This window comes from Actinomadura sp. GC306 (assembly GCF_004348665.1).
Taxonomy (GTDB): Bacteria; Actinomycetota; Actinomycetes; order Streptosporangiales; family Streptosporangiaceae; genus Spirillospora.
In genome coordinates this window covers 26,562-40,340 of sequence record NZ_SMKM01000007.1, presented here as the reverse complement: position 1 = coordinate 40,340, position 13,779 = coordinate 26,562, and the positions used below count along the sequence as shown (strand labels likewise).

General features: G+C 72.6%; 12 protein-coding genes and 1 pseudogene. 3 read left to right on the top strand and 10 right to left on the bottom strand.

Annotated elements, in window-relative coordinates; all coding sequences use genetic code 11:
• Positions 1–73: 73 nt before the first annotated feature.
• Positions 74–1,174, bottom strand: a pseudogene (rho, locus tag E1200_RS02170) (transcription termination factor Rho); the annotation flags it as partial.
• 658 nt (positions 1,175–1,832) lie between these two features.
• On the opposite strand from rho, the gene E1200_RS02165 reads away from it, so the two are divergent.
• Entirely contained in the window at positions 1,833–2,609 is a 777-nt protein-coding gene (locus E1200_RS02165; protein ID WP_131950047.1) for an enoyl-CoA hydratase-related protein, read from the top strand.
• On the opposite strand, the gene E1200_RS02160 is transcribed toward E1200_RS02165, so the two are convergent.
• From E1200_RS02160 to E1200_RS02145, 4 genes are all read right to left on the bottom strand, one after another.
• Positions 2,606–3,517, bottom strand: a complete 912-nt coding sequence (locus tag E1200_RS02160) for a hypothetical protein (RefSeq protein WP_131950046.1) — start codon at positions 3,515–3,517, stop codon at positions 2,606–2,608. The genes E1200_RS02165 and E1200_RS02160 overlap by 4 nt on opposite strands.
• 94 nt (positions 3,518–3,611) lie before the next feature.
• A complete protein-coding gene (locus E1200_RS02155) occupies positions 3,612–4,256 on the bottom strand; it encodes a response regulator transcription factor (protein ID WP_131950045.1) in 645 nt (214 codons plus the stop codon).
• On the bottom strand, positions 4,220–5,533 hold the full coding sequence (locus E1200_RS02150) for a sensor histidine kinase (RefSeq protein WP_243708292.1): 1,314 nt from the start codon (positions 5,531–5,533) through the stop codon (positions 4,220–4,222). The genes E1200_RS02155 and E1200_RS02150 overlap by 37 nt, the downstream gene beginning before the upstream one ends.
• A 128-nt stretch (positions 5,534–5,661) precedes the next feature.
• The gene (locus E1200_RS02145) at positions 5,662–6,483 is read right to left on the bottom strand and encodes a polysaccharide deacetylase family protein (RefSeq protein WP_131950044.1); all 822 of its coding nucleotides are present in this window, start codon (positions 6,481–6,483) and stop codon (positions 5,662–5,664) included.
• An 84-nt stretch (positions 6,484–6,567) separates the two neighbouring features.
• Between E1200_RS02145 and E1200_RS02140 the strand changes: the two genes are divergently transcribed.
• Positions 6,568–7,824: an alanine racemase gene (locus tag E1200_RS02140; protein ID WP_243708291.1), complete on the top strand. Its 1,257-nt coding sequence runs from the start codon at positions 6,568–6,570 to the stop codon at positions 7,822–7,824.
• Here E1200_RS02140 and E1200_RS02135 read toward each other — a convergent pair.
• The 5 genes from E1200_RS02135 to E1200_RS02115 all read right to left on the bottom strand — a co-directional run bounded on the left by E1200_RS02135 (position 7,803) and on the right by E1200_RS02115 (position 13,543).
• Positions 7,803–8,444 carry a TetR/AcrR family transcriptional regulator gene (locus E1200_RS02135; protein WP_131950042.1) on the bottom strand — a complete coding sequence of 214 codons (642 nt, stop codon included), beginning with the start codon at positions 8,442–8,444 and terminating at the stop codon, positions 7,803–7,805. The genes E1200_RS02140 and E1200_RS02135 overlap by 22 nt on opposite strands.
• Before the next feature lie 302 nt (positions 8,445–8,746).
• A complete protein-coding gene (locus E1200_RS02130; protein ID WP_165950169.1) occupies positions 8,747–9,628 on the bottom strand; it encodes a helix-turn-helix transcriptional regulator in 882 nt (293 codons plus the stop codon).
• Between the two features lie 65 nt (positions 9,629–9,693).
• The gene (locus tag E1200_RS02125; protein WP_131950041.1) at positions 9,694–11,337 is read right to left on the bottom strand and encodes an AMP-binding protein; all 1,644 of its coding nucleotides are present in this window, start codon (positions 11,335–11,337) and stop codon (positions 9,694–9,696) included.
• A complete protein-coding gene (locus E1200_RS02120) occupies positions 11,334–13,061 on the bottom strand; it encodes an AMP-binding protein (RefSeq protein ID WP_131950040.1) in 1,728 nt (575 codons plus the stop codon). The genes E1200_RS02125 and E1200_RS02120 overlap by 4 nt, the downstream gene beginning before the upstream one ends.
• Before the next feature lie 128 nt (positions 13,062–13,189).
• Positions 13,190–13,543, bottom strand: coding sequence for a hypothetical protein (locus E1200_RS02115; RefSeq protein ID WP_131950039.1), 354 nt, complete (start codon positions 13,541–13,543; stop codon positions 13,190–13,192).
• A 13-nt stretch (positions 13,544–13,556) separates the two neighbouring features.
• Here E1200_RS02115 and E1200_RS33500 point away from each other — a divergent pair, with 13 nt between their 5' ends.
• A complete protein-coding gene (locus E1200_RS33500; protein WP_165950168.1) occupies positions 13,557–13,700 on the top strand; it encodes a hypothetical protein in 144 nt (47 codons plus the stop codon).
• Positions 13,701–13,779: the final 79 nt, after the last annotated feature.

The following is a 13,779-nucleotide window of genomic DNA, read 5'->3' as shown; positions in this document are numbered from 1 at the left end:
GCGCCGGCGTCAGGTGAGCTGAGCGTCAGGTGGTCTGAGCGTCAGGTGAGCTGGGCGTCGGGTGCCCCGAGCGTCAGGTGGACTGCTGGAGCCGCAGCAGGAACTCGGCGTTGGACGAGGTGCCCTTCATCTTCTCCAGGAGCTGCTCGACGGCCTGCTGCTTGTCCAGCCCCTGGAGGGCGCGGCGCAGCCGCCAGGAGAGCGCGAGCTCCTCGGGCGACATGAGCAGCTCGTCGCGGCGGGTGCCGGACGCCTCGATGTCGACGGCCGGGAAGACGCGGCGGTCGGCGAGGCCGCGGTCGAGCTTCAGCTCCATGTTGCCGGTGCCCTTGTACTCCTCGAAGAACACGTCGTCCATGCGCGAGCCGGTCTCCACCAGCGCGGTGGCGAGGATCGTCAGGGAGCCGCCGTTCTCGATGTTGCGGGCGGCGCCGAAGAACTTCTTCGGCGGGTAGATCGCGGTCGTCGCGACACCGCCCGCGAGGATGCGGCTGCTGGACGGGGCTGCGAGGTTGTAGGCGCGCCCGAGCCGGGTGATCGAGTCGAGCAGCATGACCACGTCGTGGCCCTGCTCGACGAGGCGCTTGGCGCGCTCGACGGCCAGTTCGGCGAGGGCGGTGTGCTCCAGCGCCGGCCGGTCGAACGTCGAGTGGATGACCTCGCCGTCGATCGACCGCTCCATGTCGGTGACCTCCTCGGGGCGCTCGTCGACGAGCACGACCATGAGGTGCACTTCGGGGTTGTTCTGCGCGATGGCGTTGGCGACGGCCTGCATGACCATCGTCTTGCCGACCTTGGGCGGCGACACGATGAGCCCGCGCTGGCCCTTGCCGAGCGGCGCGACCAGGTCGATGACGCGGGTGGCGAGCGGGCCGGTGTCCAGGCGCAGCCGCTCGTCGGGGAACAGGGGGGTCAGCTTGGCGAACTCGGGGCGGTGCGCGGCCTCGGCGGGCGGCACCCCGTTCACGGTCTCGACGTGGGCGAGGGCGGAGAACTTGTCGCGGCTGCTCTTCGGCGGCCGCGCGGTGCCGGCGACGGCGTCGCCCGGACGCAGGTTGTTCGCCTTGACCTGGGTCAGCGAGACGTGGACGTCGTCCGGGCCGGGGTGGTAGCCGGAGGTGCGGACGAACGCGTGCTTGTCCTGGACGGCGAGGATGCCGTGGAAGGGGACCACCGGCCCCTCGTCGGCCGCGGGCCGCCGGCCCTGGCGGCCGCCTTTGCGGGCGCCCTGCGCGGACACGCCGTGCGCCTGCTGCTTGCGTGCACCGCGGCGCTCGCCGGCGGGTCGTTCGGTGGTGAGGGTGGAAGCGGACATGTGGGTCCCTTCTCAGGCCGGTACGGAGAGCTCCGCGCGGCCCGGGGTCGAATCCCGCGTACGGCGGCGGAATCCGCGTCGTGTACGCGAGTGAGATGTGAGAAATGCAGCTCCGTTCACCGGGCTGACGTCGACTCCCTCGTGCGGCGGTCCAGAACGCCGTTCAGTGCGCACCGAACCGGGAGATCACCGGGCTCTCAGATGACCCGGGCGGGGAAGAAACGCCATCTCCGCGAAGCGCGGCAACTCGAAGGCGCTGTCTCGACAGTACAGCACTCCGGGCCGGTTTCGCATTCCCGGAGGTCAACGGAAAGTTCATGCGGGCGGTCCCCCCGCGGGCACGGCGCGCATCCCCCGGCGCGGCCCGTCCCCGACGATCATGGTTCGGTGCAACGGTGTCGAGTGGTGTGACTCCCCGTCCGGCCGCCGGGTTCGGATCCCGCGGCGGCACCCCGCGGTCCGTCCGGGGCCGCGGCTTCGTACGATGAGCCGCGTCGAAGCATAGGGGGGACGGACGATGGTCGCCGGGCTGCACGCCGAGGCCGCCGACGGTGTCGGCACGATCACGATCGACCGGCCGGCCAAGCGCAACGCCATGTCCGCGGACATGTGGCGCGCGCTGCCCGGCCTGCTGGACGATCTCGCCGCGGACCGGGCGGTGCGGGTCGTGGTGCTGACGGGCGCGGGCGGGAACTTCTGCGCGGGCGCCGACATCACCGAGCTCGCCGACATCCACCGCGACGACGAGTCGCACCTGTCGACGGTCGCCGAGCGGGCGCTCGCCGCGTTCCCGAAGCCGACCATCGCGGCGATCGAGGGGTACTGCGTGGGCGGCGGCTGCCAGCTCGCGGCGGCCTGCGACCTGCGGTTCGCGGCGGAGGGCGCCCGGTTCGGGATCACCCCGGCCAAGCTCGGCCTGGTCTACCCGGCGGGCGCGACGACCCGCCTGGTCCGCCTGGTCGGCCCGGCCGCGGCGAAGTACCTGCTGTACTCGGCGGACCTCGTCGGCGCCGCGCACGCGCTGCGCATCGGGCTGCTGGACGAGGTCGTCCCGGCGGGCGGCCTGCGCGGGCGGGTCGCCGAGTTCACCGGGACGCTCGCGTCCCGCTCCCTGCTCACCCAGCAGGCGACCAAGGGCATCGTGGACGCCATCACCGCCGGCGGCCCGGTCGAGGACGAGGCCCGCCGGTGGCTCGGCGAGATGACGGCCTGCGGCGAGCACGTGGAGGGCATCTCCGCGTTCGTCGAACGCCGCGCCCCCGCCTTCCCCTGGACCGGCACCCCCCGTCCCTAAGAGCGTTCCCCGTCGGACGGGGGACGGCCGGCGAAGGCGGTCAGGTCGCAGACGCGGCCCGCGGGGAGCCGGCGCAGGCGGCGCGTGCCGCTCTCCGGGTCGTCCAGGAGGCGGCCGTTCTCGGAGCGGAGCAGGTCGGCGAGCGGCAGGACCCCGCACACCAGCGACTCCGGGGTCCGGGCGAGCACGAGGGGCCCGAGCCGCGCCGCGCCCCGGCCGGTGTCGCGGAGGGCGTCCAGCAGCGGCCGGACCGTGTCGGCCGAGGCCGAGGCGGCGGGGTCCGCGCGCAGGTCCCGCACGAGTTCGAGGAAGTCGTGTTCGAGGGCGCGCGGGCTGCGGCCCGACAGGTAGTAGCGGTCCCCGTCGGTCAGCTCCACGCGCAGCCCGTGCCGCTCGGCGAACCGCTCGTAGGGGCCGGTCAGCCCGTGCCGGCGGGCGGGCGGCTCGGCGGTGACGGACCCGGCGACCACGTCGGCGGGCCCGGCGCCGAGGGACGCCGCGACGGCCTGGTCGAGCCGCGCCACCAGGTGCGCGCGGATCGCGGCGACCTCGGCGGCCAGCCGCTCCGCCGCCGCGCGCTGCAGGTCGGCGGTCTCCCGCTGGCGGTTCAGCCGGTCGTTGACGTCGGGCACCATCCGGTCGTTGATCTGCGCGATCAGCGACCGGATCCGGGCGTCGGTCTCGGCGAGCGCCTCGCGGTCGCGGTCCTGCTCGCGGGCGAGCGCGTCCAGCCGCTCCCGCTGGGACGTGCGGAAGCCCTCCAGCTCGTCCCGCGTGCCCCTCAATGCGCGGAGCTGGATGCGGATGTCGGCGATCTCGAGCGCGCCCGGCGTGCGCTTGCGCTCGAACGCCAGATACAGCTCCCGCCCGGCGATCGCCAAGCAGAGCAGGACCAGAACCACCGTCATCGTGCCCTCCCGGCGCCATCGCCGAGCAAACATAATCCACCCGGCACCGACCGGATAGACCGATATGTCGGAATGGCAAGGCGGCGGGGGCGGGTCAGCGGTTGAGGTAGGCGAGAACGGCCAGCACGCGGCGGTTGTCGTCGCCGGTGACCGGCAGGTCGAGCTTGGCGAAGATGTTCGCGGTGTGCTTGGTCACCGCCCGCTCGGTCACGACGAGCCGCTCCGCGATCGCGGCGTTGGAGCGGCCCTGCGCCATCAGCTCCAGTACCTCCGTCTCGCGCGGCGTGAGCCGGCCCAGCGGGGTGCCGCGGGTGCCGCTGGCCACCAGCCGGGAGATCACCTCGGGGTCCATCGCGGTGCCGCCCGCCGCGACCCGGCGCACCGCGTCCACGAACTGCGCCGCGTCGAACACGCGGTCCTTCAGCAGGTAGCCGATGGCGCCGCTGCCGTCGGCGAGCAGCTCCCGCGCGTAGAGCTGCTCCACGTACTGCGACAGCACGAGGACCGGCAGGCCCGGGACCTGCCGGCGCGCCTCCAGCGCCGCCTGCAGCCCCTCGTCGGTGAAGGACGGCGGCAGGCGCACGTCGACCACCGCCACGTCCGGGCGGTGGTCGAGCAGCGCCTTCAGGAGCGAGGGGCCGTTGTCGACGGCGGCCGCGATCTCGAAGTCGTGCGATTCGAGGAGGCTGACCAGCCCCTCCCTCAGGAGGGCGAGGTCTTCGGCGAGGACAACGCGCAAGGCAGCTCCATGGTCACGATCGTCGGGCCGCCCGGCGGGGAGCTCAGGGCGAGGACCCCGTCGAATGTACCGATCCGGCGCTCGATCCCGCGCAGGCCCGTGCCGCCGTCCAGCGTCGCGCCGCCCCGGCCGTCGTCGGTGACGGAGATCCGCAGCATGCCGTCCTCGTACCGCATGTCGATCCAGACGCGGGACGCGCCGGAGTGCTTGGCGGCGTTGGTGAGGATCTCCGAGACCGCGAAGTAGGCGGCCGACTCGACCGGCGCGTCCGGCCGGCCCGGCAGGTCGGCCCGCACCTCCACCCGCAGCGGGTGGTCGAGCGCCAGCGCCTTGACCGCGTCGCCGATCCCGCGGTCGGCGAGGACCGGCGGGTGGATGCCGCGGACGAGGTCGCGCAGCTCGTGCAGCGCCTTCGCCGACGACGCGCGGGTCTCGGCCAGCAGGATCCGGGCCTTCTCCGGGTCCTTGTCGAGCAGGTGCTCGATCGCGCCGAGGCTCATGCCCATCGCGACGAGCCGCGCCTGCGCCCCGTCGTGCAGGTCGCGCTCGATGCGGCGCAGCTCGGCGGCGGACGCGTCCACGGCCTCCGACCGGGTCTCGGTGAGGTGCTGGACGCGCAGCGCCAGCTCCGACTTCCTGGTCGGGCCGAGCAGCAGCCCGCCCCAGCGCCCGTACACGGCCATCATCTTCGGCCCGATGGCGAACCCGGTGGCGGTGAAGGCCGTCGCGAGGACGACCGTGGTCAGCAGGAGGCCGCCGTCGCTCTCGTAGCCGGGCTGGACGTGGACCCACCCGTACCACTCGTTGCCGCCGTAACCGGTGATCACCCCGCCGGCGAACGCCGCGAGGGCGAAGCCCCACAGCCCGTACACGATGAGGATCGCGGGCAGTGCCGCGGTGAACATCACCACGATCGGGTCGGCCAGCATCCACAGGCAGTCGCGCCAGGTCGCGGGGTCGGTGAACCGCACGAGGAAGCGCTTGAGCACGCCGTGGGCGCCGGGCTCGTACTCGGGTTCGGGGAGGTAGGGGCGCTCGATCCGGACGCCGGTCCAGCGGCCGATCAGGTCGCGGTACACGTCCGCCTGGTTGCGCAGCAGCGTCACCGCGGACGGGAAGAGCAGCACCCCGATCAGGCTCGTGATCATGGAGAAGACGGTGAGCAGCCAGACGCCGACGAACATCGCGGGGAAGGCGAGCAGCCCGAGCTTGGCGCCGCGCCACGGCGTCCTGATGTGCCGTTGCAGCCGGGTCTCTCTCAACAGTTCAGCGTCCACCGGGTCCTCCGCGGGTCTCTTGCCGTCTGGAGTCCCAGTCTTCTGGCGTGAACCCACGAGCACAGTGTGCCCCCGACCCGGACCAGGGGTGTACTTAAGTGCACCCCGGCCCGTGCCGCCACGGGGGATCAGAGGGCGACGAAGGTCAGTCCGCGCTTCTTCAGCTTCGGGATGACGTCCGCCAGCGCCTTCAGCGTCTGGGACCGGTCACCGCCGCCGTCGTGGCACAGGAGGATCTCGCCGTCCTTGCCCTTGAGCAGCGCCTTGCGGATGCGCCGGACGCCCGGCCGCGCCCAGTCGCGCGGATCGACGGCCCAGTCGATCGGCAGCATGCCGTGCTCGGCGGTCACGTCCAGCACGGTCTTCGACCAGGCGCCGCCCGGCGACCGGAAGAACTGCGGGACGACACCGGTCGCGTCGGCGATCCGGTCGTGCGCGTCGCCGATCTCCCCGCGCACCCGCTTGCGGGACATGCTCGCGATCGACATCGGATGCGTCTCGGTGTGGTTGCAGATCTGGTGCCCGGCGTCGGCGATGCGGCGGGTCAGCTTCGGGTGCTCCTTCACCTGCCCGCCGACGATGAAGAACGTCGCGCGGACGTCGTGCTCGGCCAGCAGGTCGAGGATGCGCGGCGTCCACTCCGGGTGCGGCCCGTCGTCGAGGGTCAGCGCGATCGACTTCGGCGGCGGCGCCGGGGACAGCTGCGACAGCTCCTTGACGGGCTTGTCCAGCGCGGTGAGCTTCGCCGGCGTCCACGGGGCCGGCCGGGGGGTCGGCGTCGGCGTCGGGGTCGGTGTCGGCGTGACCGCCGGCCGGGCGCGGGCGGTGGTCTTCGCCGCGGCCGTCCCGGCTTCGGCCCGCGGGCGGGCGGCGTCCGCGCCGAGGGCGGTCAGCCCGGCGCACGCGCCCAGCAGCCATAGAGCTTTGCGGCGGGATGTCCCACCTGCCACATCAACCTCCACAAGGCCAACGCTATCGGTGTTTTGCGCGGGTAGGAGGTTGCTATGGGATCTCGATCCGGCGGGAGGTCACGGGTGGGCATCGACGGTACGGCGGTGGACGCGCTCGATGCGGAGCGGCTCGACTGGCGGTTCAAGGCGATCCCCGTGTCGGCGCACGGCATGACGGTCGCCGAGGCCCGCCGGGCGCGGCTGCCCCTGGCCGATTTCGGGACGCCGCTCCTCACCCTCGACGCGGGCGCCCTCGGCCACAACGTCCGGGTGATGGCCGAGTGGGCGGCGGAGGCCGGGCTGGACCTCGCCCCGCACGGCAAGACCACGATGGCCCCGGCGCTGTGGCGGGCGCAGCTCGACGCCGGCGCCTGGGGCATCACGCTCGCGAACCTGCCGCAGCTCCGCGTCGCCCGCGCGTTCGGCGTCCGCCGCGTCGTCCTCGCCAACGCCCTCCTCGACCCGGCCGGCCTCGCGTGGCTGGCCGCCGAGCAGGACCTGCACCCCGGGTTCGAGTTTTTCTGCTGGGTCGACTCCGTGCGCGCGGTCGAGCTGATGGACGAGGCGCTGCGCATGGCTCGCGCGCAGCGCCCGGTCCACGTGTGCGTCGAACTCGGCGGCCCGAACGGGCGCGCGGGTGTCCGCGATGACGGCGACGCGCGGCGGGTCGCCGACGCCGTCCGCGGCGCCCTTACCCTCCGGCTCGCGGGGATCGCCGGGTACGAGGGCGTCCTCGCGCGGGACGCGTCCGAGGACGGCCGCCGCACCGTGCACGCCTACCTGCGCAGGCTCGCGAACCTGCACGGCGGGCTGGACTACGAGGTCGACGAGCCCGTCGTTTCGGCGGGCGGCAGCGCGTTCTTCGACCAGGTCGCGGAGGTGCTCGGCGGGCTCGACGGCCGGGTCGTGCTGCGATCGGGCGCGTACATCGTCCACGACGACGGGTTCTACCGGGGCATCTCGCCGTTCGCGCGGGGCTCGGACGGCGGCGGGCCGCGGCTGCGCTCGGCGATGCACGCGTGGACGCGGGTCGTGTCCCGCCCGGAGCCGGCGCTGGCGATCCTGGACGCGGGCCGCCGCGACCTGCCCTTCGACTCGGGCATGCCGGAGCCGCAGTTCGTCCGGGGCAGGGGCACCGAACCCCTCGAAGGCGCCCGGGTGACCGCGCTCAACGACCAGCACGCCTACCTGGTGGACGGCTCGGCCGAGGTCGGCGACGTGGTGCGGCTCGGGCTCTCGCACCCGTGCACCGCCCTCGACAAGTGGACGCTGATACCGGTCGTGGACGACGCCGACGCCGGGAACCCCGCCGTCGTGGACTACGTCCGGACGTGGTTCTGACCCAGCAGCGACTTGACGTGCGTGAGGATCGGCGCGCTGAGCTTGGGCAGCGACGCGTGCCGGCCCATCGCGACCTGCGCGGTCACCAGCGACGCGATCCCGCCGACGAGCATCCGCACCGCGAACTCGGGATCGGGCAGCGCGCGGAACCGCTCGTCCTCCGCCAGCAGCCCGTCGATGGTCTCGATGAAGCCGTCCAGCACCCGGTACCGGGGCACCGTCGCCGCCGGCCCCACCGCGTAGATCTCCACCAGGAACGTGCGGGCCGCGCTCGCGTCGGCGGCCAGCTCCCGCAGGAAGCCGCGCAGCGCGCGCTCCAGCCTGGCCATCACCGGCCCGTCGGCGGCGAGCGCCTCGTCCACGGTGCGCAGGTACCGCTCCGCCGAAGCCTCGTAGGCCGCGAGGAAGCACGCCTGCTTGTCGGCGAAGTTCTCGTAGAACGTCTCGCGGGACACGCGCGCCCGCTTCAGCACGTCGGCGACGGAGGTACGGGCGTACCCCTTCTCCCCGGCCGCGTGCGTCATGCCCTGGAGCAGGCGCTCCCGCTGCGATGCCGCGACCTGTTCGCGGGTCAGCTTATGGCGCCCGCGCGGCAGGGAGGGGAGGCCGTCGGAGTCCACGCCGCCAAGCTACCAACGGGTAGCCGGTACCGCGAGGAAATCAATTACATGAACGACTCTGTTCGCAGAGGTGTTACGGTTTCCACTGCAAGATCGAGGGCCGGACGTCCCCGACCCGGACGAGGCGGGACGCCCGTGCGACCAAGGCCCGGCGCAGCCGGCGCTTGGTGAACGATCCGTCCAGGCAGTGCGCCACGGGGGCCGATCTGTGCTGGACACCGTCCACCCGACGCCACGCTGACCCCGTCGCCGGCCGTGGTCCGTGCCGAGAAGCCGCGCGGCCCCGCGGTTCCTTCCGGCCCTCAAGGCAGGAGGCCCGCCCGGCGGGCGGTGGTGACCGCCTCCAGGCGGGTGTGGCTGTCGAGCTTGCGCATCGCCGAGCGCAGGTAGCTCTTCACCGTCTCGGGGAGCAGCCCGAGGCGTCCGGCGGCCTCCGCGTTGGTGCAGCCCATCGCGACGTACGACAGGACGTCCAGCTCCCGGGGCGACAGCGCGGGGCGCGGGGCGGGGTCCGGCTCGTCCAGCCCGGCGGCGGCCAGCCGCAGTGACGCCTCCCGCAGCCGGTCGCGCGTCGGCAGGTCCTCGACCTCCTCCGCCAGGGCCCGCAGTTCCGCGTGGACGGCCCTGACCTCCTCCCACCGCGACGTGGACGTGCCCGGCCGCGCGCGGGCCAGCGCCTCGTCCGCCCGGTCCCGGACCGCGAGGTCCTGTTCGAGGTCGCGGGCGGCGTCGACGGCCGCGCCCACGACGCGGTCGGCGAGCGACAGCGGCTCGCGCAGCGCCCCGTACAGGACGCCGCGGACCCGCCGCCGGACGACGACCGGCACCGCGACGATCGACAGCAGCCCCTCCCGCCCGACCGGCTTGTCGTAGTCGTGGCTGATCGACGCCGAGCACGGATAGTTGCTCACCCACAGGGGGCGCCCCATCGCCATCGCCTTGCCGCCGAGGCCGCTGCCGCTGTGCACGACGAGGCCGTCCAGCGAGTCGGTGGTGTTGCCGACCAGTTCGGTGATGCGCAGGCGGTCCTGCCCGCCGCCGGGCACGGCGCCCCCGAGCACCGCGCCGCCGAACACCACGGGAAGGCCGGTCGCGCGCTGCAGCGACAGCACCGCAGACCGGACGGAACCCGCGTCGTCGCGCGACATCCTGGGGGGACGGCCGCTCGCCGTAGGCGCACCCATGACCCGAGGATGCCGCGCCCGGGACCCGGCACGAAAGGGCCGGGAGCCCGGAAACTCCGCTCTTGTCAGGTGTCGCCGGTCTCGGGCCGCTCGGCCAGCCCGAGGATCGCGGCGGCCTCGTCGCGCATCTGCACCTTGCGGACCTTGCCGGTGACCGTCATCGGGAACTCGTCCACGACGTGGACGTAGCGCGGGATCTTGAAGTGGGCGAGCCTGCCCTCGCAGAACGCGCGCAGCTCCCCGGCGGTGAGGCCCGGCGCGCCCTCGCGAAGCCGCACCCACGCCATCAGCTCCTCGCCGTACTTCTCGTCCGGGACGCCGATGACCTGCGCGTCCACGATGTCGGGGTGGGTGTAGAGGAACTCCTCGATCTCGCGCGGGTAGATGTTCTCGCCACCCCGGATGACCATGTCCTTGATGCGGCCGGTGATGGTGACGTAGCCGTCGTCGTCCATCACCGCGAGGTCGCCGGTGTGCATCCAGCGCGCCGCGTCGACGGCCTCCGCCGTCCGCTCCGGTTCCTCCCAGTAGCCCAGCATCACCGAGTAGCCGCGCGTGCAGAACTCCCCCGGCTCGCCGCGCGGCACCGTCGTCCCGGACGCCGGGTCGACGATCTTGACCTCCAGATGCGGGTGCACGGTCCCGACCGTGGACACGCGGCGGTCGAGGGAGTCGCCCGCGCGGGTCTGCGTCGACACCGGCGACGTCTCAGTCATGCCGTAGCAGATCGCGACCTCGGCCATCCCGAGCCGCTCGATGACCTGCTTCATCACCTCGACCGGGCACGGCGACCCGGCCATGATGCCGGTGCGCAGCGCGGACAGGTCCAGGTCGGCCAGCGACGGCTCGGCCAGGACGGCGATGAACATCGTCGGCACCCCGTACAGCGACGTGCACCGCTCGGCGGCGACCGCGTCCAGCGTCGCCTTCGGGTCGAACGCCGGCGCGGGGATCACGACGCAGGCGCCGTGGCTGGTGGCCGCCAGGTTCCCCATGACCATGCCGAAGCAGTGGTAGAAGGGAACCGGGACGCACACGCGGTCCTCCTCGTCGTAGCCGCAGAGCTCACCGACGAAGTAGCCGTTGTTCAGGATGTTGTGGTGCGAGAGCGTCGCGCCCTTGGGGAAGCCCGTCGTCCCGGACGTGTACTGGATGTTGATGGGGTCGTCGGCGCCGAGCGTCAGGCCGATCCCCGTGAGTGCGGACGGGTCGTCCGCGCGGCCCGACTCCACGAGCTCGTCCCACTCCGGGCCGCCGATCAGCACGACGTCCTGGAGCGCGGGGCACTTCGGCCGGACCTCCTCGATCATCGCCGCGTAGTCCGACGTCTTGAACGCCTTCGCCGCGACCAGCGTCCTGATGCCCGCCTGGTCGAGGACGAACTCCAGCTCGTGTACGCGGTACGCGGGGTTGATGTTGACGAGGATCGCGCCGAGCTTGGCGGTGGCGTACTGGACGAGCATCCACTCCGCGCAGTTCGGCGCCCAGATCCCGACGCGGTCGCCCTTGGCGACGCCGCGGCCGCGCAGGCCGAGCGCGACGGCCTCGACGTCGTCGGCGAACCGCTCGTAGGTCCAGCGGCGGCCGGTGGCCATCTCGACGAGCGCGTCGCGTTCGGGGAACGCGGCGACCGCCCGGTCCAGGTTCGCGCCGATCGTGTCGCCCAGCAGCGGGACGGCCGAGACGCCCGACGCGTAGGACGGCGTCATCGCAGGTCCTCCTCCCGGTACTCGTTCTCCGGGCGATCACCGATGTCGTTCCGGGGGGTGTGGGGGGTCGTCCCCCCACCGGGGTCCGACCCGGGGTGCTTGTCGAACTCGCTCGTCCGCAGCTCCACGCGGCGGATCTTGCCGGAGATCGTCTTGGGCAGCTCGGCGAACTCCAGCCGCCGGATCCGCTTGTACGGCGACAGCTGGGCCCGGCTGTGCTCGAAGATCGCCTTCGCGGTCTCCGCGCCGGGTTCCCAGCCGTTCGCGAGCGTCACGTACGCCTTCGGCACGGCCGCCCGCACCGGGTCGGGCGACGGCACCACCGCGGCCTCCGCCACCGCCTCGTGCTCGATCAGCACGCTCTCCAGCTCGAACGGCGAGATCTTGTAGTCGGACGCCTTGAACACGTCGTCGGCGCGCCCGACGTAGGTGATGTACCCGTCCTCGTCGCGGGAGCCGATGTCGCCCGTGTGGTAGTAACCGCCCGCCATCGCCTCCTCGGTGCGCGCCTCGTCGCCGTGGTAGCCGACCATCAGCCCGAGTGGACGGTCCTCCAGCTCAAGGCAGATCTCGCCCTCGTCCCCGGGCCGCCCGGTCAGCGGGTCGATCAGCGCAACCTTGTAGCCGGGCGCGGCGCGTCCCATCGACCCCGGTTTCACGGGCTGCCCCGGCGTGTTCGCGATCTGCACCGTGGTCTCGGTCTGCCCGAACCCGTCGCGGATCGTCTTGCCCCACGCGTCCTTGACCCGCTCGATGACCTCGGGGTTCAGCGGCTCACCGGCCGCGACGACCTCCCGCGGCGGCGTGGCGAGCCGGCCGAGGTCGGCCTGGATCAGCATCCGCCACACGGTCGGCGGCGCGCAGAAGCTCGTGATGCCGCACCGCTCGATCGTGTCGAGCAGCCGCTCGGCGTCGAACCGCGTGTAGTTGAAGATGAACACGCACGCCTCGGCGTTCCACGGCGCGAAGACGTTGCTCCACGCGTGCTTGGCCCAGCCGGGCGACGAGATGTTCAGGTGGACGTCCCCGGGCCGCAGCCCGAGCCAGTACATCGTGGACAGGTGCCCGGCCGGGTACGTCGCGTGCGTGTGCTCGACGAGCTTCGGCTTCGCGGTCGTCCCGGACGTGAAGTACAGCAGCAGCGTGTCCTGCGACATGGTGATGCCGTAGGGGGTGAACGACTCCGCCTCCTCGTACGCGCCGGCGTAGTCCACCCACCCGTCCACCGGGTCGCCCACGGCGATCCGCGTGTACTCGCCCTGGACGCCGTCGAACTTGCCGGTGTGGTCGGAGCCGACGACCACGTGCCGGGCGCCGCCGCGGGTCAGCCGGTCCTGAAGGTCCGCGGTGCCCAGCAGCGGCGTGGACGGGATCAGCACCGCGCCGATCTTCATCGCCGCGAGCACGGTCTCCCACAGCTCGACCTGGTTGCCGAGCATCAGGATGATCCGGTCGCCGCGCCGCACCCCGCTGCGCCGCAGCAGGTTCGCCGCCTGGCTGGACCGCCGCGACAGCTCCCCGAAGGTGTACCTGGCCTCGGACCCGTCCTCCTCCACGATCCACAGCGCGGGGGAGTCGTTGTTCTTCGCGAGCTCGTCGAACCAGTCCAGCGCCCAGTTGAAGCCGGTCAGCACCGGCCACCGGAACTTCTCGTACGCGGTCGCGTAGTCATCGCGATGCGCGAGCAGGAAGTCGCGCGCCGCACGGAACTCGACTGCGGGCATGGTCTCTCCTCGAAGCCGCACGGACACCCGTACGAGGATCGTCGCCATACCGCGTGACACACGCCACCCCCGAACGGGGGTATCGGCGCAATATTTGCGTTCCCTTCACGCCTGCGAACGGCGCCCGGTCATGCGCTGAAGCGGCGCCAAGTCGAGCTCTTCTTCGTGCCGTCCCTCTTGGTCTCGACGACCGTCATCTTCTGGGCGTCGGCGGAGAGGGTGGCCACGACCACCGGGAGAGGCACGACGCACTGGGTGAATCTGAGCTCGAACGTGCGGCTGCTCGGGGTGGCCTTCCCCTTGCAGAGGAATCCGTCGGATCGCATCTGCAGGGCGCCGTCGTTGCCGATCATCATGGTCGGCTTGCTGCCGCTGGACGGCTTGGGGCCCTCCCAGAAGCCCGCGGCCGGGTGACTGACCGGAGCGGCGGGCCTCGTCCGCTCCGCCGTGCGTGTGGGGGCCGGGCTGGACGTCGTCGGCACGGGAGCCGCAGAGGTGCTCTCCACAACCGGGCTCGCCGGCGTCGCCGCCGGGCTCGCCGACGTGCCGGGATCGGCCGCCTCCGTCTTCTCGCCGCCCCCGCATCCAAGGAGGGTCACCAACGGCAGCAAGACCAGCAAAGACCGCACTCGCATGTAGACCGTTCCGTCGCCCGACCAAGATCGCGATGATCTTATTGGGTGCTCGGAGCGTCCAGCGTGCGGGTGTCCCAGTGGGG

What these genes read in the sequence shown, in the direction of transcription:
- E1200_RS02130 (WP_165950169.1), bottom strand. Translation starts at nt 9,628, where the DNA reads ATGGGTGCGCCTACGGCGAGCGGCCGTCCCCCCAGGATGTCGCGCGAC.
- E1200_RS02160 (WP_131950046.1), bottom strand. Translation starts at nt 3,517, where the DNA reads ATGACGGTGGTTCTGGTCCTGCTCTGCTTGGCGATCGCCGGGCGGGAG.
- E1200_RS02125 (WP_131950041.1), bottom strand. Translation starts at nt 11,337, where the DNA reads ATGACGCCGTCCTACGCGTCGGGCGTCTCGGCCGTCCCGCTGCTGGGC.
- E1200_RS02120 (WP_131950040.1), bottom strand. Translation starts at nt 13,061, where the DNA reads ATGCCCGCAGTCGAGTTCCGTGCGGCGCGCGACTTCCTGCTCGCGCAT.
- E1200_RS02165 (WP_131950047.1), top strand. Translation starts at nt 1,833, where the DNA reads ATGGTCGCCGGGCTGCACGCCGAGGCCGCCGACGGTGTCGGCACGATC.